At 69.0% G+C, this 20,564-nt stretch carries 21 protein-coding genes; 4 read left to right on the top strand and 17 right to left on the bottom strand.

What is annotated here, in order from left to right; translation table 11 throughout:
- Window position 1: 1 nt before the first annotated feature.
- Window positions 2–2,557, bottom strand: coding sequence for an ABC transporter permease (locus tag BLW05_RS23600; protein WP_093166111.1), 2,556 nt, complete (start codon window positions 2,555–2,557; stop codon window positions 2–4).
- Between the two features lie 278 nt (window positions 2,558–2,835).
- Between BLW05_RS23600 and BLW05_RS23605 the strand changes: the two genes are divergently transcribed.
- A complete protein-coding gene (locus tag BLW05_RS23605; RefSeq protein WP_093165998.1) occupies window positions 2,836–3,075 on the top strand; it encodes a hypothetical protein in 240 nt (79 codons plus the stop codon).
- Window positions 3,076–3,082: 7 nt separating this feature from the next.
- Here BLW05_RS23605 and BLW05_RS23610 read toward each other — a convergent pair whose 3' ends face one another.
- From BLW05_RS23610 to BLW05_RS23620, 3 genes are all read right to left on the bottom strand, one after another.
- The gene (locus BLW05_RS23610) at window positions 3,083–4,408 is read right to left on the bottom strand and encodes an RNA polymerase sigma factor (protein ID WP_093165999.1); all 1,326 of its coding nucleotides are present in this window, start codon (window positions 4,406–4,408) and stop codon (window positions 3,083–3,085) included.
- Window positions 4,333–4,689: a YciI family protein gene (locus BLW05_RS23615; protein WP_093166000.1), complete on the bottom strand. Its 357-nt coding sequence runs from the start codon at window positions 4,687–4,689 to the stop codon at window positions 4,333–4,335. The genes BLW05_RS23610 and BLW05_RS23615 overlap by 76 nt, the downstream gene beginning before the upstream one ends.
- A 118-nt stretch (window positions 4,690–4,807) precedes the next feature.
- A complete protein-coding gene (locus BLW05_RS23620) occupies window positions 4,808–5,749 on the bottom strand; it encodes a zinc ribbon domain-containing protein (RefSeq protein WP_093166001.1) in 942 nt (313 codons plus the stop codon).
- A gap of 74 nt (window positions 5,750–5,823) precedes the next feature.
- Here BLW05_RS23620 and BLW05_RS23625 point away from each other — a divergent pair, with 74 nt between their 5' ends.
- On the top strand, window positions 5,824–6,795 hold the full coding sequence (locus tag BLW05_RS23625) for a threo-3-hydroxy-L-aspartate ammonia-lyase (protein WP_093166002.1): 972 nt from the start codon (window positions 5,824–5,826) through the stop codon (window positions 6,793–6,795).
- Here the strand turns inward: BLW05_RS23625 and BLW05_RS23630 are convergent.
- The 5 genes from BLW05_RS23630 to mutL form a co-directional block, all read right to left on the bottom strand.
- Window positions 6,792–7,445 carry an ABC transporter ATP-binding protein gene (locus BLW05_RS23630; protein ID WP_093166003.1) on the bottom strand — a complete coding sequence of 218 codons (654 nt, stop codon included), beginning with the start codon at window positions 7,443–7,445 and terminating at the stop codon, window positions 6,792–6,794. The genes BLW05_RS23625 and BLW05_RS23630 overlap by 4 nt on opposite strands.
- The gene (gene miaA / locus BLW05_RS23635; RefSeq protein ID WP_256330465.1) at window positions 7,442–8,395 is read right to left on the bottom strand and encodes a tRNA (adenosine(37)-N6)-dimethylallyltransferase MiaA; all 954 of its coding nucleotides are present in this window, start codon (window positions 8,393–8,395) and stop codon (window positions 7,442–7,444) included. The genes BLW05_RS23630 and miaA overlap by 4 nt, the downstream gene beginning before the upstream one ends.
- A complete protein-coding gene (locus BLW05_RS23640) occupies window positions 8,385–9,638 on the bottom strand; it encodes a multidrug effflux MFS transporter (RefSeq protein WP_093166005.1) in 1,254 nt (417 codons plus the stop codon). Before BLW05_RS23640 ends, miaA begins: the two co-directional genes overlap by 11 nt.
- A 25-nt stretch (window positions 9,639–9,663) precedes the next feature.
- Window positions 9,664–10,590 (bottom strand): alpha/beta hydrolase, encoded by a 927-nt coding sequence (locus BLW05_RS23645; protein ID WP_093166006.1) that lies wholly within the window; start codon window positions 10,588–10,590, stop codon window positions 9,664–9,666.
- Window positions 10,591–10,770: 180 nt separating this feature from the next.
- A complete protein-coding gene (mutL, locus tag BLW05_RS23650; protein WP_093166007.1) occupies window positions 10,771–12,639 on the bottom strand; it encodes a DNA mismatch repair endonuclease MutL in 1,869 nt (622 codons plus the stop codon).
- A 49-nt stretch (window positions 12,640–12,688) separates the two neighbouring features.
- Between mutL and BLW05_RS23655 the strand changes: the two genes are divergently transcribed.
- The gene (locus tag BLW05_RS23655; protein WP_093166008.1) at window positions 12,689–13,339 is read left to right on the top strand and encodes a DedA family protein; all 651 of its coding nucleotides are present in this window, start codon (window positions 12,689–12,691) and stop codon (window positions 13,337–13,339) included.
- A 146-nt stretch (window positions 13,340–13,485) separates the two neighbouring features.
- Here BLW05_RS23655 and BLW05_RS23660 read toward each other — a convergent pair whose 3' ends face one another.
- From BLW05_RS23660 to BLW05_RS23670, 3 genes are all read right to left on the bottom strand, one after another.
- The gene (locus tag BLW05_RS23660; protein ID WP_093166112.1) at window positions 13,486–13,767 is read right to left on the bottom strand and encodes a glycine zipper domain-containing protein; all 282 of its coding nucleotides are present in this window, start codon (window positions 13,765–13,767) and stop codon (window positions 13,486–13,488) included.
- A 127-nt stretch (window positions 13,768–13,894) separates the two neighbouring features.
- Complete coding sequence (gene ctlX, locus BLW05_RS23665; RefSeq protein ID WP_218135217.1) at window positions 13,895–14,851, bottom strand: citrulline utilization hydrolase CtlX; 957 nt, start codon at window positions 14,849–14,851, stop codon at window positions 13,895–13,897.
- A 33-nt stretch (window positions 14,852–14,884) separates the two neighbouring features.
- A complete protein-coding gene (locus BLW05_RS23670; protein ID WP_093166009.1) occupies window positions 14,885–15,934 on the bottom strand; it encodes an ornithine cyclodeaminase in 1,050 nt (349 codons plus the stop codon).
- Between the two features lie 141 nt (window positions 15,935–16,075).
- On the opposite strand from BLW05_RS23670, the gene BLW05_RS23675 reads away from it, so the two are divergent.
- Window positions 16,076–16,498, top strand: coding sequence for an Lrp/AsnC family transcriptional regulator (locus BLW05_RS23675; RefSeq protein WP_093166010.1), 423 nt, complete (start codon window positions 16,076–16,078; stop codon window positions 16,496–16,498).
- Here the strand turns inward: BLW05_RS23675 and BLW05_RS23680 are convergent.
- The 5 genes from BLW05_RS23680 to BLW05_RS23700 form a co-directional block, all read right to left on the bottom strand.
- Window positions 16,486–17,259 (bottom strand): metal ABC transporter permease, encoded by a 774-nt coding sequence (locus BLW05_RS23680; protein ID WP_093166011.1) that lies wholly within the window; start codon window positions 17,257–17,259, stop codon window positions 16,486–16,488. The genes BLW05_RS23675 and BLW05_RS23680 overlap by 13 nt on opposite strands.
- Complete coding sequence (locus BLW05_RS23685) at window positions 17,256–18,179, bottom strand: metal ABC transporter substrate-binding protein (protein WP_177142784.1); 924 nt, start codon at window positions 18,177–18,179, stop codon at window positions 17,256–17,258. The genes BLW05_RS23680 and BLW05_RS23685 overlap by 4 nt, the downstream gene beginning before the upstream one ends.
- 34 nt (window positions 18,180–18,213) lie before the next feature.
- Window positions 18,214–19,626 (bottom strand): porin, encoded by a 1,413-nt coding sequence (locus BLW05_RS23690; RefSeq protein WP_093166012.1) that lies wholly within the window; start codon window positions 19,624–19,626, stop codon window positions 18,214–18,216.
- 75 nt (window positions 19,627–19,701) lie between these two features.
- Window positions 19,702–20,055 (bottom strand): hypothetical protein, encoded by a 354-nt coding sequence (locus BLW05_RS23695; protein WP_093166013.1) that lies wholly within the window; start codon window positions 20,053–20,055, stop codon window positions 19,702–19,704.
- A 41-nt stretch (window positions 20,056–20,096) separates the two neighbouring features.
- Complete coding sequence (locus BLW05_RS23700) at window positions 20,097–20,555, bottom strand: hypothetical protein (protein WP_093166014.1); 459 nt, start codon at window positions 20,553–20,555, stop codon at window positions 20,097–20,099.
- Between the last annotated feature and the right edge of the window lie 9 nt (window positions 20,556–20,564).

Consider the following 20,564-nt stretch of genomic DNA (forward strand, 5'->3'; position numbering starts at 1 on the left):
CTCACCAGTCTTCCTTGACGGCCATCACCGCGTCATGGCCGGCTGCGGCACGACCTGCAAGCCATGCGGTGAGCGTGCCGGCCGCAAGCACCGCAGCGCACAGCGCGAAGAGCCGCAGCCACGGCACCAGCAGGTCCATCGTCCAGTGGAAGCTCTGCGGATTCACGACGTGCACCAGCACCACCGACACCGCGAGCCCGAGCACCAGGCCGGCGATCGCGCCGATGGCGGTCCACGCCGCGCCTTCGCCCGCGACGATCGCGAGCACCTGCCTTCGCGTGAAGCCGAGGTGCGCCAGGAGCCCGAACTCCTTGCGCCGCGCGAGCACCTGCGCGCTGAAGCTGGCCGCGATGCCGAACAGGCCGATGCCGATCGCCACCGCCTGAAGCCAGTAGGTGACCGCGAAGCTGCGGTCGAAGATACGCAGCGAAGTGGCGCGGATCTGGCCGACCGAGGCGATCTCGACCGGCTCGGCCGGGCCGAGTTCTTGCGCCGCGACGTCGCGCACCGCCTGCGTCACCTTCGACGCATCCGCACCGGGCGCGAGCCACAGCGCCACGTCGCTGACGCTGCGGTCGCCGGTCAGGCGCTCAAAGTCGCGGGCATCGATCGTGATGGCGCCGAACTGCCGCACGTAGTCGCGCCACACACCGGAGACGAAGAAGACGGGCGGCGTGGCGGATGAAGCGGCGGCGAACGCGCGCGAGAGCGGCTCGAACTCCGCGCCGGGCCGCGCACCGTAGAGCTCGACCATCGCCTCGCTCACGTAGACGCCGATCTGGCCCTCAGGCGCTGGCAGCGCCGCGCCGAGCAGCGGCAGCGAGCGGTCGGCGCCATCGTCGAGGCTGCGCGCGATCAGCGTGACCGCGGGCCGCGACGGGTCGAGCAGCAATGCGCGCGTGCGCAGGGTGCCGGTGCGCGCCACACCGGGAATCTGCGCGAGCGCCTGCACCGTTGCCGGCGCGAACGAGGCCTGCTCGCTGGTGGAACTGCCGCCGCTCGAACTGCGGACATAGAGATCGGCCGGCAGCACCACATCGAGCCAGCGCGTGACCGAATCGCGGAAGCTCGCGACCATCACCGTGAGCGCGACCGCGAGGCTCAGGCTCGCCACCACGCCGCTGACCGCGACCGCCGCCGTGCCACGCATGCGCCGCGCCCGTTCGATCGCGAGCAGCGGCAGCACGCGCTGCGAGAAGAGCGGCGCGATGCGGTCGTAGAGCAACGCGATGAGCCACGGCAGCGCAGCGATGCCGCCGACCAGCAGGAAGCCGACCGAGAGATAGGCGGCGATCGGAATGCCGAACACCGCCGGCGCCGTCGCGAGTGCCATGCCGGCGGCGATCAGCAGCAAGGCGACCCGGTGCGCGCCGCGCTGCGCATGCGTCGTGCCGAGGCCCTTCAGCGTCTGCGCCTCCGGCAGCGCCTGCGCCGCGCGCGCCGGCCACCAGCCGCCCACCAGCGCCGCAAGCACGCCGAGCGCGCCGTAGAGCAGGGCGGCGCCCCAGCTCCAGCGCAGCGTGGGCGCGACGCCTTCGAAATAGCCGCCGCCGAGATCGCCGCCGAGCACCTTGAGCGCAAACGCAGCGAGTGCGGTGCCGAGCGCGATGCCGGCCGCGCTGCCGATCAGGCCCAGCACCAGCGATTCGGCCAGCACCAGTTTCAGCCGCTCGCGCGGCGTGAGCCCCAGCACGCCGAGCAGCGCGAACTGCTGTGCGCGCTTCGCCACGCTGAGCGCCAGGACCGAGAAGACCAGAAATGCGCCGGTGAACAGCGCCACGAGGGCGAGCACCGTGAGGTTGACGCGATAGGCACGCGAGAGATTGCTCACGCGCTCGGCTGCGTCGCCGGGCTCCGCGATCTGGATGCCTTGCGGCCACCCGGGCGATTCGCGCAAGGTGCGCATGAAGGTGGCGCGGTCAGTGCCTGGCGCCATCCGGAGATCGATGCGCGTGAGCTGACCGCCGCGATCGAAGAGATCCTGCGCCGCGCCAATGTCCATCACCGCGAGCGCCGCGCCGCCGGCCGCCACCTGGCCGGCGACCTTCACGGTTTGCCATCGGCCCCCGACACGCAACTGCAACGTCGCGGCCGTCTCGCCGAGTGCGTTGCGCGCCGCGGCGTTGAGGAACACATGGCCCGGCCGGAGCAGCGAAAGACGCTCGCTCCCTTCCGCCGGCCTCGGCATCAATGCGGGCGCGATCGACGGCAGCACCAGCGGGTCGATGCCCACCGCGCGGATCGGGATCTGCCGCCCGTCCGCCAGGGCGACGGTCGGCACTTCGACCACGGGGCTCGCCAGCGACACCATCGGATGCGTCGCCACTTTCGCGAAGACGGCTTCGTCGAAGCCGCCCTGCACGGCGCGCAATTCCAGATCGGGCTGGCCGTTGACCGACCGCACCGCGCTCGAGAACTCGTCGAGCGCCGACGCGTTGATGAGCTGGACCGAAAAGGCCAGCGCCACGCCGAGCATCACCGCGACGATCGCGGCCGCATTGCGCCACGGGTGGTGGCGCAGTTCCTGCAAGGAGAAGGTGGAGAGCAGCGCCCACATGCGAAGCATTCTGCCGCGGTAGCGGATGGTTGTTCGGATGCGACAAAAGTCACGCAGTTCGTGTTCGCACCGGGCGTTTACTGCTTTTGCCGTATTGCGCAGCGCCGGGCCTCGGGCCTATCTTTCGACGAAGGTCAAACTCTTTCAACTCAACCACTTACGGCGGACATTTCATGTTGGCTTGTGTGCTTGTTCTGGTCGCTGCATTTGCACTTCGGGAGCTCTATCTGGAGCACTGGTTGGGCAGGTCGATCTGTATCAGGAGGCAACGCAAGGGGTTGACGACCGTGGAGGTCCGCCGCCGGGTCGCCATGGAGCGGCTGCCGAGCAGTGTGTCCGACTACCCGGTGCCGCGCGAGGAGCGGATCCTCGTCAAGCGCCTGGCCGGGGTGGTGCTCTGGCATCGCGAGGTCAGCGTGGGGCTGCCGCTCAGTGCCTGCGACCATCTCCAGGACGTGACGGCCCAGGAATTCGATCGCGCGTTCCCGTCCTGGCTCCGGCTCAAGGGCGCGAACTGACCGCGGTTCACAAGCGGCTGGCCGCTGCCATCAGATAGGCCCGGATGGCCGGGCTCGTGCTGAGGCCGGCTGCACGCGCATAGGCCTCGCGCGCCTCGGCTGCCTTCCCCGTCTCTCCCAGCAAATAAGCGCGTGCGGCCCAGTAGGGCTGGTAGTTCGCAATCTGCGCCGGTGTCGTGGCATCGAGCGCGCGCAATCCTTCGGCCGGACCGGCGGCATTCGCCAGCGCGCAGGCACGGCTCACCTGTGCGCCGAGGCCCGGGCGCAAGGCAAGGAGGCCGTCGTACAGCGCCACGAGCGCATCGGCCGGCACCTCGGCGCCAAGGCGCCGCGCGCAGTGGGCCGACTGGATCGCAGCCTCCATCTGGTAGGCGCCCGGCCGGTCCAGGGCCGCGGCGGTGCGCAGCGCCTGCTCGGCCTGCGCGCGAAGGGCATGGTCCCAGCGCGCGATGTCCTGTTCGTCGAGCGGCACGTAGTCGCCTGCGTCGCTGCGGCGGGCGGCGGCGCGGCTTTCGCAAAAGAGCATCAGGGCGAGAAGCCCCCAGGGCTCTGGCTCGCGGGGCATGAGTTGGCACAGGATGCGGCCCAGCTCGATGGCTTCGGCCGTGAGGCCGCGCTGCTTGGCATCCGCGCCGTCGACGTCGTCCCACCCCGTGCCGTAGGCGGCATAGATGCCGTCCTGCACGTCCTGCAGGCGCTGCGGCAAATCCTGCGCGCGCGGAAATTCGAATGGAATGCCTGCAGCCCGGATGCGCGCCTTCGCGCGCACCAGCCGCTGCCCGAGCGTCGCCGGCGCGGTGAGGAAGGCGCCGGCCATGCGCGTCGCGTCGAGGCCGAGCACCGTCTGCAGCATCAGCGGCGCGCGGGCCGCCTCGTCGATCGCCGGATGCGCGCACACGAAGAGCAGGCGCAGTCGGTCGTCCGGCACCGCTTCCGCGCCCTCCGTGTCCGCTGCGACTTCATCGGCCAGCAGGAGCAGGGTCTGCGCCGCGTCGTCCTGCACCCGGCTGTGCCGCCACGCATCGAGCGTGCGATGGCGCGCGACGCTGAGCAGCCAGGCCTCGGGCCGGTCCGGCACGCCCTCGGCCGGCCAGCGTTCGAGCGCGCGCGCGAAGGCGTCGGCGAGCGCGTCTTCCGACGCCGCGATGTCCCGCGTGCGCGCCGAAAGAATCGCGACAAGACGGCCGTACGACTGGCGTGCGGCCCGCTCCGCCGCGTTTTCGGCAGCCGTCCGTGCCTCGCGCTGCGCGGCCTGCGTCACATCGCGGCCGTGGTGAAGACCGGGCGCACCTCGACGCCGCCGGTGCTCGCGCAGGGCGCGCGCGCAGCCCATTCGAGCGCGGTGTCGAGGTCGGCGACGTCGATCACGAAGTAGCCGCCGAGCTGCTCCTTGGTGTCGGCGAACGGGCCGTCCTGGACTTGGCGCTTGTCGCCGCGGATGCGCAGCGTGGTCCCGGTCATCGGCGGATGCAGGCCGTGGCCGTTGAGCGCGACGCCGGACTTGCGGATCGCACCCACGTAGTCCATCCAGCTGGCGCGGTAGGCCTGGGTGGAGATCTCGTCGCGCTCCAGGAATTCCGATTCCGGCTGATAGAACATGAGCATGTATTGCATGGAAACCTCGCAAAGAAATGTGCCGAGCAGGATCGCTCACTGCAATGACGGCGCGCAAGGGGGCATTTCGACAGCATGTGCCGAAAAAGTGCGAGGCGGGGTGGAGGACGGACGCTTCTCAGCGCTCCCGGGCCGAGGGGGTCGAGTAGTCGTACCGTGGCCCCGGACCGACCGCGATGGGCGGGCCCGAGTCGCCGCTCGGCATGACGGCCGAGACTGGCGCGCGCACTTCGGGCCGCGCCTCATAGCGCGGGCCGGGTCCGGCGGCGATGGGCGGGCCGAGGTCATCGGGAACGCGCGGCGAGGCGGGCCGCGTCCAGCTGTATTGCGGGCCCGGCCCCGCGGCGATCGGTGGTCCGGGATCCGGCTGTGAACCGGGTCGGCGGACGACCACCGGATAGTCGAGGAGATCCTCGGGCTCGCGCGTGTCGCGGCGTGCGCGCGTGATGGAGGCGGTGCGAGTCGGCGCGGGTCGGGATGCGGCTGGTGCTGTCCGTTCCGCTGCCGCCGTTTGCCGCTGTGCGGGAGGCGCCGGGGTGGCGGCTTGGCCGGCCGAAGCCGCCTGCCGCCTTGCCAGGGCGAGGGCCTGCGTCACGGCATCCGGGGGCGGGGGAGCGCTTGCGACCGGGGTTGGGGGTTCGGCGGCCGCCGTTCTGGCCGGCTCGGGGGCAGGCGGCGCGGCAGGTGCAGGCACAGGGGTCGGAACGGGCACCAGCACCCGGACGGGCTCGCGCGCTTGCGCCGCCTGCGATGCCGTCGCATCGGCGCGCTGGCTCCACGGTGCGGGCCGTCCGTGCAGGACGTAGATGCACCACGCGACGAAGGCGAAGATCATCGTCAACCCCACGAGGCCGAGATGCAGCCAGAACGACGTGGGCGACGCCTCCGGTCGCGATGCGGCAATCGGCCGTTCGCGCTCGAAGACCTGCATCGCCGGGATCTGCGCTGCAACACCGCCGGCCGGTGCGAGGCCGGGGAGCCGGCCCGCGCAGCCGATGCAGAACTTCGCATTCGCGCGGTTGGGCGTTCCGCAGTTGCCGCAGACGAGAGGATTGGACATCCGGTAAAAATTGCACGCTCCAACTCTGCTGTCTGTCAGCCGTGTCCGACAGCGCTGTCACTACCGAGGCCGATATGCACCCACTTCCCACCTACGACGATGTCATTGCCGCCGCCGGGCGAATCCATGGCCATGCCCACCGCACGCCGGTGCTGCGTTCGCGCACCGCCGATGCGCGCTGGGGCGCGCAGTTCTTCTTCAAGTGCGAGAACTTCCAGCGCATGGGCGCCTTCAAGTTCCGCGGCGCGTTCAATGCCCTGTCGAAGTTCGACGCCGCGCAGCGCAAGGCTGGCGTGATTGCGTTCTCGTCCGGAAATCACGCGCAGGCGGTGGCGCTCGCCGCGGGCATCCTCGGCATGCCCGCGGTCATCGTGATGCCCAACGACGCGCCGGCGGCCAAGCTCGCCGCCACGCGCGGCTACGGCGCGGAAGTGGTGCAGTACGACCGGTTCACCGAGGACCGCGAGGCGCTCACGCGAAAGCTCGCCCAGGAGCGCGGCATGACGCTGATCCCGCCCTACGACCACCCCGACGTGATCGCGGGCCAGGGCACGGCGGCGAAGGAGCTGATCGAGGAGGCGGGGCAGCTTGACGTGCTGTACGTGTGCCTCGGCGGCGGCGGGCTGACCAGCGGCTCGGCGCTGTCCGCGCGCGCGCTGTCGCCCCAATGCAGGATCTACGGCGTCGAGCCCGAGGCCGGCAACGACGGCCAGCGCTCGCTGCGCGAAGGTCGCATCGTGCATATCGACACACCGAAGACCATCGCGGACGGCGCGCAGACGCAGCATCTTGGTGAATACACCTTCGGCATCATCAAGAGAGACGTGAACGACATCTTCACGGTGAGCGACGCGCAACTGGTCGAGGCGATGCGGTTCTTCGCCGAGCGGATGAAGATGGTCGTCGAGCCCACGGGGTGCCTCGCCTTCGCGGGTGCGTGCGCTGCGGGCGATGCGATCAAGGGCGCGCGCGTGGGGGTGCTGATCAGCGGCGGCAATGTCGATCTGGTGCGCTTTGCGGCGCTGCTTGCCGGGCAGCCGGCCTAGCGCACGCCATCCGCACTCAGGTGCAGCACCCGGTCGGCCCGTGCCGCCGCGGCTTCCGAGTGCGTGACCAGCACCAGCGCCGCGCCGTGCTCGCGCGTCTGCGCGAGCAGCACCTCCAGCACGCGCGCGGCGGTGGTCGGGTCGAGGTTGCCGGTCGGCTCGTCCGCCAGCAGCAGCGAAGGCTGGTGCACCAGCGCGCGCGCGATCGCGACCCGCTGCAACTGCCCGCCGCTGAGCTGCTGCGGCAGGCGGTCGCCGAGCCCGGCCAGTCCTACCGCATCGAGCATTCGTGTCACACGCTCATCGGCCGCCGCGCCGCGCTCTCCGAGCAGCATCAGCGGCAGCGCGACGTTCTGCGACACGTCGAGGTGCGGCAGCACATGGAAGGCCTGGAACACGAAGCCGACATGCCTGCGCCGCCAGATGGCCCGGGCCTCGGCATCGAGTGCCCCGATGTCGACGCCGTCGTGCACGACACTGCCGGCGTCCCAATGGTCGAGGCCGGCCATGCAGTTGAGCAGCGTCGATTTGCCGACGCCCGATTCGCCGACGATCGCCACGAATTCGCCTTTCGCGACTTCGAGCGAGACGTGCTCGAACACCGGCACATCGCCGTAGTGCTTGCCCAGGTCGGTGATGCGCAGACTCATGCGATCTGTGCCACCTGCCGCACCACCTGCTCGATCGCATCCGGCGCTTCCGCCGCAATGACCCGGCGCTGCGGCATGCTGCGCAGCCAGGTGATCTGTCGCTTGGCGAGCTGGCGCGTGGCCGCGATGCCGCGCTCGCGAAGCTCGGCCATGGGCCAGTCGCCGTCCAACGCTTCCCACGCCTGCCGGTAGCCGACGCAGCGCATCGAGGGCAGGTCGGCATGCAGGTCGCCGCGCGCGCGCAGTGCGTGCACTTCGTCGAGGAAGCCCGAAGCCAGCATCGCGTCGAAGCGCAGCGCAATGCGTTCGTGCAGCCATGCGCGTTCGGTGGGCTCGAGCGAGATCAGCGCCGCGGACGGCCATCCGCTCGCGAGCGCGCCGGTGCTGCCGGCGGCATGGAAGCTCGACAGCGGCTGTCCGCTGGTGTGCCACACCTCCAGCGCTCGCTGGATACGCTGGCTGTCGTTCGGTGCGAGACGTGCGGCAGCGACCGGGTCGACTTCCGCCAGCCGCGCGTGCATCGCGGGCCAGCCCAGCGCGGCGGCGTCGGCTTCGAGCTGCTTGCGGACTTCGGGGTCGGCGGCCGGCATGGCGTCGATGCCTTCGGCGAGCGCCTTGAAGTAGAGCATCGTGCCGCCGACCAGGAGCGGCAGCTTCCCGCGCGCGCCGATGTCGGCGATGAGCCGACGCGCATCCTGCACGAAGGCGGCGGCGCTGTAGGTGTCGCTCGGGTCGATGATGTCGATCAGGTGATGCGGCACTTCGGCGCGCTCTTCGCGCGAGGGCTTGGCGGTGCCGATGTCCATGCCGCGATAGACCAGCGCCGAATCGACGCTGACGATCTCGACCGGCCGCACGCGCGCCACGGCAAGTGCCGCCGCCGTCTTGCCCGATGCGGTCGGCCCGCCCAGCGCGACGTAGCGCGGCGCGGCGTGCGCGTCAGTGGCCATGCGCCTCTCCATGCCTGCGCACCAGCGTCCACGCGACGAGCGCGATGCAGGCGCTCCAGAACCACATGCCGAGCGTGAGCGGCATCACGGTGCCGTCCATGCGCGCACCGAGCCAGCCACCGATGCCGAAGGCGGCCAGCATCATGATGAAGCCGTTGAGTGCCGATGCCGCGCCCGCCGCCTTCGGGAAGGGCCCGACCGCGCCCGTTTGGCCGCAGGGCTGGTGCACGCCGTGCGCGAGCATCATGAGCGTGAGCGGCCCCACGATCGCGGCGACCGACTGCACCCCCGCCAGCGAGAGCGCGCCCATCGCGGTGCCGCCGACCAGCGTGAGAACGCTGGCCCGCGCGACGCTGCCGCGAACGCCGTATCGCGCGAGCCAGCGGCGGCAGATGAAGGTGCCCGCGATGTAGGCGACGGAGTTCCACAGCATCACGAGGCCGTACTGCGTCTTCGTGAGGCCCAGCACCTGGATGAAGACGAAGGAGGACGAAGCCAGGAAGGTGAAGAGGAGCCCGTAGGCTGCCGTGGTGAGCGCGCTGAAGGCCAGGAAGGTCGGGTTGCGCAGCACCATCGCCCAGGTGCTGACCAGGGTGGCGAAGCGCAGGGCGTCAGGATTGCGCGCCGGAAGGGTTTCGTTGAAGCGAAATGCAATCAGTGCGAGCGTGGCCGCGCCGAACAAGGTCGGCACCAGCAGCGCGAAGCGCCAGCCGAAGAAGTCGGAGACCAGTCCGCCCGTCGGTGCGCACAGGCACGCGATGACGCCCAGGCCGGTCAGCGCGCGCGACATGACGCGCGCGCCCTCGGCCGGCTGGTAGAGGTCGCGCACGATCGCACGTGCCGCCATCACCGCCGAGCCCATGGCCGCGCCCTGCAGCGTGCGCCAGACGATCAGCACTTCGATGGAAGGCGCGACCGCGCTGCCGATGCTTGCCAGCACGTAGCCGCCCAGTCCCCACAACAGCACCGGCCGCCGGCCGAAGCGGTCCGACAGTGGCCCGAAGACGAGCTGCGAACTCCCGAAGGCCAGCAGCAGTGCGCTCAGCGTGAGCTGCGCATGCGCCATCTGCGCGCCGAGGCTGGCCGTGAGCGCGGGAAGCGCGGGCAGGTAGAGATCGGTCGTGATCGGCTGGATGCCCAGCAGCAGCGCGAGCATGAGCACGACCAGCGCCGCCGGCATGCCGGCGATGCGTGCGGAGTTCGTGGAAGAAGGAGAGAGAGCCTGTGCGGCAGGGGGCGGCATGCGCCCAAGGGTAACAAAGCCCGGGTCAGAGCGAAGGCGTGGACGCGTTGTGCGCGACGGTGGGCTGGTTCGCCGCCATGTCCGAGGGCGGCTCCAGCGGCGGCTCGTGCATGCGGAAGAGTTGGGTGAGGGCCGAGCGGTACTGCCCCTGCCCGATCGAATTGAGGTTGTGGTGCGACCCGCCTTCGACCAGCACGAACATCTTCGGCACCGTCGCGGCGTCGTAGAGCTTGCGGCCCAGCGTCGGGTTGATCAGGCTGTCGGCGGTGCCGTGCACCACGAGCAGCGGCGCCCCGATGTCCTTGACCTTGCTGATCGCCTCGAAGCGCTGCGTGATGAACGGCCCGAAGGGCAGCCATCCCCACTTGAAGCTGCTGACCACGTCGGCGATGGAGGTAAAAGTGCTTTCGACGATGGTGCCGCTCTCGTCGTGCACCCGCGATGCGAGGTCGATGCCGATCGCGCCACCGAGCGAGTGGCCGAAGATGTAGCGCGGCTGCCTGGGGTGCTGCGCGGCGAGCCACTTCCAGGCTTCGAGTGCGTCCTCGCGGGCCGAATCTTCAGAAGGCAAGCCCTTGGAGCTCTTGCCGAAACCGCGGTAGTCGATCGCGAGCACCGAGAAGCCCAACTCGTTCATCCGCCGCATCCGTGGCGACGAGCCGGCCACGTTGTAGCGCGCACCGTGCAGGTAGAGCATGACCGGCTGGTCCGGCGACTCCGGCGCGCGGCCGCCGAGCCAGAGTCCGTGCAGCTTCACCGGCTCGCCGGTGAGGGTGGACTCGAACTCGATCCAGACGTCCTCCATGCCGACGCTGCTGGCTTCCGAATTGCCCCAGCTTCGGTCGCTGGGCTGGAAGATCCATTCGCGCTGACGTTCGTCGAGGGTCGAGCAACCTGCTGCCAGCAGGGCAACCAGGGCGGTAGCGGATGCATACAGGGACCACTTTTTCATGAACGTCGAAGGATGGGGGCTTAGCCGGAAAAGTTCAACGAAAGACCTCATGCAACGGATGTGCCTGGCAAGTCGATGACCCCGGAAAACCCTAGGTTCGGCGCGGCTGTACGCGCATCCGGGGCCCGAAAACCGCCGGATGTAAGCGAGGTAAGGAAAAGAAGCGCGGTGAGTGTTCGCTCAGCGACCGCGCATGAACAGCGCGTCGAGCTCCCGGACCGACAACTGGCGCCATGTCGGCCGGCCATGGTTGCACTGGTCGGAGCGTTCCGTGGCTTCCATCTGGCGCAGCAGCGCGTTCATCTCGTCAAGGGTCAGCTTGCGGTTGGCGCGTACCGCGCCGTGACACGCCATGGTGGAGAGCAGTTCGTTCTGGGCGCGCTGCACCACGGTGCTGGCGTCGTGGTTGGCCAGCTCGGCGAGCACGCTGCGCGCGAGTTCGACCGGGTCGCCGTCCGCCAGCGTGCTGGGCACGGCACGCACTGCCAGGGTGCGCGGCGAAAACGGCGAGATCTCCAGTCCGAGCGAGGGCAGCACCGCGGCGCAGGCTTCGGCCGTCGCGACTTCCTGCGGCGTGGCCGCGAAGGTGGCCGGAATCAGCAACGGCTGGCTCGCGATCGAGGCGCCATCGAGCTGCGTCTTGAGGCGCTCGTAGACGATGCGCTCGTGCGCCGCATGCATGTCGACGATCACGAGGCCCTGGCTGTTCTCCGCGAGGATGTAGATGCCTTGCAGCTGGGCCAGCGCGCGGCCCAGCGGCCAGCTTCCTTCCGGGGCCGCGCCGATGCTTGCAGGGGCCTGCACAGCCGGTGCGAATCTCGGGGCTGCCGCTGCGGGCGTCGAATGTGCATCTGATGTCGGCAGCGCGACCGGCGCGGACGTCTCGTTGCGATAGGCGGGCCACATCGCCGCCGCGTCGCCGAGGCCGCGCTCGGAGGCAAACGGAATCGCAGGCTGTGTCCATGAAGCCGCTTCGGGCAATGCGCGCGGCTTGAAGAAAGGTTCGGCGGGCGCTGCCACCGCATCGCCTGCGCGCGGCGCCGCGAGCGCGTCCTCGATCGCGTGGCGCACCGCCTGATGCACTTCGCGGCCGTCGCGGAAGCGCACTTCGATCTTGGTCGGATGCACATTGACATCGACACGCGCCGGATCGATCTCGAGGTACAGCGCATACACCGGCTGGCGCTGGCCATGCAGCACGTCCTCGTAGGCGCTGCGCACCGCGTGTGCGAGCACCTTGTCGCGAACGAATCGGCCATTGACGTAGAAGAACTGCTGGTCGGCGCGCGACCGTGCGGCATCGGGAATGCCCGCACGGCCGGTGACGCGCACCGGACCGGCTTCGCGCGCGACCGCGACGCTGTGCTTGACGAAGTCGTCGCCGAGCGTGTCGGCCAGTCGCTGCTCCAGCGTGGCCGCCGCGCGCCATTGTTCGACGAGGCGACCTTCGTGCCAGATCGAGAAGCCGACATCGGGCCGGGCGAGCGCGTGGCGGCGAACCGCCTCGATGCAGTGCGCGAGCTCGGTCGCATCGGTCTTCAGGAACTTGCGGCGCGCGGGCGTCGCGAAGAACAATTCGCGCACTTCGACTGTGGTGCCGATCGCGCGCGCCACCGGGCGCAATTCGCCGGTGCGGCCATCGAGCGCGAATGCGCTGTCGGCGCCGGCAAAGCGCGACTGGATGCTGAGCTCGGCGATGGCGTTGATGGCCGCGAGCGCTTCGCCGCGAAAGCCCATGGTGCCGACGGTCTCGAGATCATGGAGGCTCGTGATCTTGCTGGTCGCATGACGCCGCAATGCGAGCGGAAGCTCGCCCTGCGGCAGGCCGGAGCCGTCGTCCTCGACCGAGATCAGGCGAACGCCGCCAGCCGAAAGCCGCACCGTGATCTGCCGTGCACCGGCATCCAGTGCGTTGTCGAGCAGCTCGCGAATCACCGAGGCCGGGCGCTCCACGACTTCGCCCGCCGCGATCTGGCTGATCAGTTCGTCAGGAAGCTCGCGGATCGGGCGCCGCGCCGCAGGGGCCGTGGAAGAGGGGAGTGCGCTCACGGGGACATTCTAGAAGGGCACCCCTGCTGCAGTCGTGATAATGCGCGCCATGGAAATCATCAGCTTTCTCATCGATTTCATCCTTCATATCGACAAGCACCTCGAGGCCTTCGTAGCGAGCTACGGGGTCTGGGTGTATGGCCTTCTCTTCGTGATCGTGTTCGTCGAAACAGGGCTCGTCGTGATGCCCTTCCTGCCCGGCGATTCGCTGCTGTTCATCGTCGGCGCACTGGCCGGTGCGGGGCTCATGAGCTATGGGGTTGCGGTGCCGATCCTGCTCGCGGCCGCGATCCTCGGCGACCAGTGCAACTACAGCATCGGCCGCTACTTCGGGCCGAAGGTGTTCCAGTGGGAGAGTTCCCGCTTCTTCAACCGCAAGGCCTTCGACCAGGCGCATGCGTTCTACGAGCGCTACGGCGGCATCACCATCATCCTCGCGCGCTTCATGCCGTTCATCCGCACCTTCGCGCCTTTCGTGGCCGGCGTGGCCGACATGACGCGCGGGAAGTTCACGATGTTCAACGTGGTGGGTGGTTTGATCTGGGTGCTCGGCATCACGACGGCGGGGTACTTCTTCGGCAACCTCCCGCTGGTGCGCGAGCATCTGGAAAAGATCATCTGGGGCCTGATCCTCATCCCCGGCCTGATCGCGATCTTCGGCGCCTGGCGCGGCTCCCGCAGCGCCTCCACAGCCCGTTAACCACCGAGCACCCCAAACAAAAAAGCGCGCCCGAAGGCGCGCTTTTTTTGTTCCAGAAACCCCGCGGATCCGGCTCCGCCGGTCCGCCGGGGTTGCCCCCGCGAGGGGGTGGAGAGCGACACGCAGTGCGCGAGCCTGGGGGCGGGCTAATACCGTGGCCCGTTGTTCGGGTAGTAGCTGTTGCTCGGGTAGTACTGCTGGTTGTAGTTGCGCTGGTCCGCGCTGCGGCCCACCTGATTGCCGATCAGCCCACCGACTGCTGCGCCGCCCACCGTCGCCGCAGTGCTGCCGCCGACTGCGTGGCCGATCACCGCGCCGCCCACTGCGCCGCCGGCCGTTCCCAATTGTTCATTGGGTCCTGCGGCACAGCCCGCCAGCGTCATGATGGCGGTGGCAGCCGCGGTCGTGATCCAGAGTCTCGTCTTCATGATGTCCACCTTTCAGTGATTGGTGGATTCATTCTCTGGAGACGGCTGTGCGCGGGTGTAGGAGACGGCCCCGGTGTCTTGAGCGAATGCACTATCGGCACGTGCACGACAAATTGCGCGCAAGGCATCAGTGCAGACGCACTGCGTTGCGCTGCCTCGGCGCGAGGTGAACGCCTGCAATCATGCAGCGCACCGAACCGCCTGCCATTTCGACAGTGGGCACCGCGAGCGGCACCAGTCGCGCGGATCGCTCGATGACCGCTTTCTGCTGCGTAGTGAGGCTGTCATGGGCGCGCCGCGAAAGCGCGAGCATGCGCCCGTCGCGTCCCGACAACTCGATCGCATTGCCCGCGAAGTCGGTGATCTGCGCCGCGCTCAATGCGATGACCTCGCGCCCCGATTCCTCGAGCCGCGCACGCACTTCATCGGCACGGCGGCGGTCGGGAATGAGGTCGAAGCCCACCATCGCGAACTCGGTCGCGACGCACATCAGCACATTGGTGTGATAGACCGGCTGGCCTGCCGCATCGCAGGTGTCGAACGCGACCGGTTCGAAGTTGAAGTGCGTGCTGAAGCGCTCCAGCGCCACCGGATCGGCGCGGTTCGAGCGTGCGACGTATGCAACGCGCGCCACATGGTCGAACACCATCGCGCCGGTGCCTTCGAGAAAGAGGCCGTCGTGCTCGAGGCCTGAATAGTCGATCACTTCCTGCACGCGGTAGTCGGCCTTCAGCGTCTCGATGATCTCGGGCCGTCGCTCGCGACGACGGTTCTCGCAGTACATCGGAAAGAGCGCGACATGGCCGCCCGGATGCGTCGAGAACCAGTTGTTCGGGAACACCGAATCCGGCGTGTCGCGCTCACCGCGGTCCTCGAAGAGATGCACGCGCACGCCTTCGGCTTCGAGGCGTTCGGCGGCCGAGGTCACTTCGCGGTAGGCCGACTGCGCGATCGCCTGCGCGGCTTCCTTCGCGGCGCGCGTCTGGAATGCGTTGTCCGCCGCGGTCTCGGGATTGGGCGTGAAGCCATGCGGGCGAATCATCACGATCGCGGAAGGGGCCTGGATGGATTGGAGCCGGGACATGCGTGCGTTTCCTCTCTCTTGCTGGATTGACGTTCAGGCCACGCGGCGCATCACTGCGCGCGAAGCACCGGGGCGGGTGTAGCGGAACAGGTCCTTCGGGTCGTCGGCCGAGGGCACGAGTTCGACATCGACGCCCATGTCGCGCGACATGGCCTGGTCGAACACGTAGCGCAGCGTCGAGTAGTCCTCGAGCGCGAAGCCCACCGAATCGAAGACGGTGACCTGCGAGGCGTGCTGGCGGCCGGCCTCGATGCCGGCGAGCACGCGCCACAGGTCGACCACCGGGAAATCCTTCGGCAATTGCTGGATGTCGCCCTCGATGCGCGTCTGCGGCTCGTATTCGACGAACACCCGCGCCCGGCGCAGCACATCGACGTGCAGTTCGGTCTTGCCGGGGCAATCGCCGCCGACCGCATTGATGTGCATGCCCGGCTCGATCATGTCCGGCGTGAGGATGGTCGCGTAGGTCTTGTCGGCGGTGACGGTGGTCACGATGTCGGCGCCACGAACGGCTTCGGCGGTCGATGCGCAGCGGAGCAGCTTCAGGTGCGGATGGATCGAGAGGTTGCGAAGCAGCTTGTCCGTGGCGCGCGGGTCGACGTCGTAGACCGCGATCTCGTCGATGCCCAGATGCGCATGAAAAGCCAGCGCCTGGAATTCGCTCTGCGCCCCGTTGCCGATCAATGCCATCCGTCGCGCGTCGGGCCGTGCGAGTGCGCGCGCCGCCGTCAGCGAGGTCGCGCAGGTGCGCAGCGCGGTGGCCACGGTGAGCTCGGACAGCAGCACCGGGTAGCCCGTTTCCACTTCCGCGAGCACCCCGAAAGCCATCACGGTGTACAGGCCCTTCGCGGTGTTGCTCGGGTGGCCGTTGACGTACTTGAAGGCGTAGGTCTTGGCGCTCGACACTGGCATCAGCTCGATCACGCCGATGTCGGAGTGGCTCGCCAAGCGGGCCGATTTGTCGAAATCGGCCCAGCGGATGAAGTCCTCACGGATGACGTCGGAGAGCTGGCGGATGAACGGGATCACGCCCACGCCCTGGATCAGTCGGGACATGGTGGGGACATCGATGAAGCGGGTCATGGGGCTCTCCTTGCGGGATGCCGGGCGTTGCCGGGATGCACTCATTGTTCCGCTGAGAGGTGCCAGATTGAACCCTTCAACCTGTCAAATACAGCGTTGAAGCTTGCAGTTTGCTAGCCAAAAATAGCAAAATGCCACGTCATGGACGACGTCGACCGCCAACTCATTGCGCTGCTCAGGGACGACGCCCGCATGTCGGTGGTGGCGCTGGCGCACAAGCTGCGCGTGGCGCGCGCCACGGTCCAGAACCGCATCGCGAAGCTGGAGGCCGACGGCACCATCGTCGGCTACACCGTGCGCCTGCGGCCCGATGCGGAGGGTTACCGCATCCGCGCGATGATGAGCATCGAGGTCGACGGGCCGAACGGCGACGAGGTGCGTCGTGCGCTGCGGGGCCATCCGAACGTGATCACCCTGCATTCCACCAACGGCCGGTGGGACCTGCTGGCCGAACTGCGCGCGGACACGCTCGAAGCGTTCGACCGGGTGCTGACCGCGATCCGTTCGATCCCCGGGATCTCGAACAGCGAGACCAGCATCCTGCTGTCGACCTACAAGCTGTGATCGAGGCGCGGGCCAATCAAGAGCGCTCCTGCCAGCGCGCAGGCCGCGAGCGTCCAGACGATCACCGCGCCCGAGGGCAGGTCGAACAGCGCCGACAGCGCGAGCCCGAGCGCATAGCCCAGCGCGCCGACGGTGTAGGCGATGCGCAGCCGCCGAGCTCCGTTGTGCGCCCGGGTGCCGAGCGCCGGGATGATGAGGCTGGAGAACACGAGGTACACGCCGACGAGCTGCACCGAGGCTGTCACCGCGAGCGCGAAGGCCGCGTAGAAGCCGAAGCGGCCCAGCCGCTCGATCCATCCGAGCCGCATCGCGAGCAGCAGCACGACGGAGATGCCGCCGAGCCACAGCAGTTGCGTCTTGTTCACCCACAGGATCTGGCCGACGAGCAGGTCCTTCAGATGCTCGCCGCCATGCGGATTGCTCGCGAGCAGCAGGATGCCGGCGCAGGCCGCGAGGATGAACATCACGCCGATCAGCGCTTCCTGCTGCTGCGGCGCGCGGCGCTCGGTCCACGTCAGCAGCCAGGCGCCGAGCAGCGCTGCCGTGACAGCCGCGGCCTGCACCGCGACACCGCCCTCGGGCAAGCCGACGGCATCGGCGGCGATCACGCCGAGGCCGGCGATCTGCGCGATCGCCAGGTCGATGAAGACGATGCCCCGGTCCAGCACCTGCATGCCCAGCGGCACGTGCGTGGCCAGCACCAGAAGGCCCGCGATCAGCGCCGGGCCGAGGATGCCCGCGTCGAGCGCGCTCCAGCTCACGACTTCGCCCCGGCGCCGACGAGCCGCGCGAGCGTGTCGTCGAAGAGGCCGAACAGGTCCTTCGCGCCGTCGGTGCCGCCCACGGTGAAGGGCAGCTTGACCGCCGGAACGCCTGCGTTCTTGCTGAGCCAGTCCGATGGCCGCGAGTCCTGGTAGGCGGCGTGGATCACCATCTTCGCGGGCGTGCCCTTGAGGGTCGCCTGCACTTCCTGGAGATGCGAGGCGGTGGGCTCGACGCCGGGCTTGGGTTCGAGCACCGCGACCTCCTTCATGCCGAGCCAGTCATAGAGATAGACGAAGGCGTTGTGCTGTGAAACCACCGGTGCGCCCTTGAGCGGCGCGCCCTGCGTGCTCCAGCGCGTCATCGCCTGCTGCCAGCGCTGGCTGAAGTCGGCGCCGCGCTTGGCGTACTCGGCAGCGTTGGCCGGATCGACCTGCTGCAGCCGCTTGCCGAGCGCGGTGGCGACCAGCGCGATGTTGCGCGGGTCGGTCTGGATGTGCGGATTGCCCGCCGCATGCACGTCGCCCTGCGAGCGGTCGACCTGCGTCGGCACCTCGAGCTTGCGCACGAAGTCGGCGGCCGCGAAGTTGCCGGGCTGGCCGGGCTGCACCTTCGCGTTGCCCGACTGCTGCAGCAGCACCGGCAGCCAGCCGATCTCCAGCTCCGCGCCGGTGCAGACCACGAGGTCTGCACTGCGCGCGCGGGCGATCAGGCTCGGCTTGGCCTGGATCTGATGCGGGTCCTGCAGTGCGTTGGTGGCGACCGAGACGTCGACGAGACTGCCGCCGAGTTCCTGTGCCAGCGCACCCCATTCGGGCTCGCAGGCGAAGACGCGCAGCGCGGCCTGCGCGGGTGCGGCCAGCAGCATCAGCGGCGCGGCCAGCAGGGCGATGAGGGGAAGGGGAGGGCGAATCTTCATGGTGTGCTCCTTGTCGTGTGTTCGTGGGATGCGTTCAATAGTTATGCGCGCCGTGGGCGCCGAGACTCATCTGGTATTGCAGGGTGATCTGGTTGTCGATGAACCCTTCGCGCGCGCGGTCCTGCGCGAACTGCAGCCGGATGCGCGAGAACTCGCTCGGGTTGAAGTCCACCATCACCGAGTTCTTGCGCGGCCGGTAGTTGCTGAACAGCGCGGTGGAAGCCAGCCCGAAGCTCGGCGTGCCGGGGTCGAGTTGTTCCGTCCGCACGCCGACGCGCCAGCGCGGCATGAACTGGTAGACGCCCTGCACGTACCAGCCCGACTGCGCCACGCGATAGTCGCCGAAGGCGTCGGTGTTGCCCACGTCGTAGAGCAGGTTGCCGTTGCGCGTGCTGCGCAGGTATTCGCCCTGCAGCTTGAAGTTGGTCCGCGTGGCGTTGCCGTTGGGCGCCCACTTCCACACACCGTCGAGCACCCACACGCGGGTGTCGCCGTTGAAGATGTCGTTCACCGTCGCGCCCGCTGCGTTCGTCGAGACCAGGGCCTGGTTGTTCGCCTTGGCGTTGAGCACCGAGACGCCGGCGCGCCAGTTGCTGCTGTCGCCGATGTCGCCGCCGGTGTGCAGCGTGAGCGCGGTCATGCCGGCGCCGTTGCTGCTCGAATCGCTGCCCGGAAAGGTGCGGCCCCGGCCGATCTCGGCGCCGAGTTCGATGTAGTGGTCGATCGGCGCGATCCAGGTGAGCTGCATGCCGTCGTCACCGTACTGCGTGCCGAGCATCGCCTGGTAGGCGAGCGGGTTGTCGACGAAATCCCAGGTGTGGGAATGTTGCGAGTTGAGATAGCCGATCCCCGAGAAGAAACGGCCCGCCTTGAGCGACAACCCGTTGTCCAGCGAAGTCGTCTGGATGAAGGCTTCTTCCACCGACACCGAGTTGTCCGGCTCCAGTGCGATGTTGGCTGCGCCACGCAGCCACGGGTCGATGCTGGCCGAGAAGCCCAGCTCCGATTCCGAGAGGCTGAAGCCCCGCGTGCCGGGCCCGATCTGCGCGTCCGGCGGCAGCGGGAAGCCGGTGATCGCGTACTTGGCCGGGTCCTGCGAGGTGCGGGTGTAGCCGCCCGAGAGGATCAGCGACAGGGCGGGATTGAAGGCGCTCGCTCCGGCGCCGGCGCCCGTGGACGCGACCGCTGCCGCAGGCGGCTCGGCGGCGGGCGGCGGCGTCGGGATGGCCGGCGCGGCGGCGGTGGCGGCCGGCGCGGTCGCCTGTGCCGCGGCGGACTCGGCTGCCTTCACGCGTTGTTCGAGCGCCTGCAGGCGCGCTTCGTAGTCGGCGCGCATGGACTGGATCTCCCGTCGAAGTGCGTCGACATCGGAGGACGAAGGATCGGCCAGCGCGCCGAGCGGCATGGCCAGGGCCAGCGCGAGGCCGGCCCGGGAAAGGTATTGCATGAGCAGAAGCTCCTCGCAGGAACGTTGGAGGGCGCCCGCCTGGCGCTGGGCGCGGGCGGGCGTGGAGTCAACGGATCAGAGCGAGGAAGCGGGCGGCGCGCGGCTGCGATAGGGGAGCGCAGGCGATCCCGCCCAATCGGCAACGAAAGCGACCAGCGGCGCTTCGTGCCGTACGGGGGGATGCGGGAGCACGATCGGCGCGCTGGGCAGCGCGCCGCCATGGATGGTGGCCGCCAGCAGGCAGAGGTCGCAATGGCCGGCCTGCGACAGCGGCTCGTCGGGTGTCGGTGCGCCTTGCTGGGCCGTGGGCACCACATGCGACACGCCGTGCCACAGCGCGGCGACTTGCGCCACCGGAAGCAGCAGCATGACCCATAGCAGCCACGCGAAGCGGCGCGTCGAAGGGCTTGGGGTGCGTGGAGCTGCCATGGCGAGGATCCGCAATCTTAGCGATTGCAGACCGCGACGGATCAGCTGCGCAGGCGGGCCAGCGCCTCGTCGCTCAGCAGCCGTTCGGCCATCGGGAAGAGCTCGTCGCGCTCGAAGTCGGCGAGATGCGTGCACAGCGCGGCCAGCGGTTCGATGCTCGGCAGCAGCGCCTGCGCATCGGTCGAAGGGAGTGCGTCGCTGCCGAGCAGGGGCGCCAGCGCGCGCCATTGCGCCGCGAGGCTGCGGTGGTTTTCGCGCATGCCGCTTTCCATGTCGCGAATGCAGACGGCATCGGAGCCGGCCATCGATTCGTACAGTGCGGGGAAGAGCTGCGTCGACAGCCATTCGTCGTGCGCCGCGAGCGCGGGCGAGAAGACCTCGCGCAACCGGTGCAGCATCTGCTGCGATGGCGCATCGAGCGGACCCGGGCGCAGGCGCTCGGACAGGCTCGCGAGCAGGGACGCGATCTCGTGGTTCAGCGCGTTGTCGAATGCACTCATGGTCTGGCG

The organism is Variovorax sp. YR216 (genome assembly GCF_900107745.1).
Taxonomy (GTDB): Bacteria; Pseudomonadota; Gammaproteobacteria; order Burkholderiales; family Burkholderiaceae_C; genus Variovorax.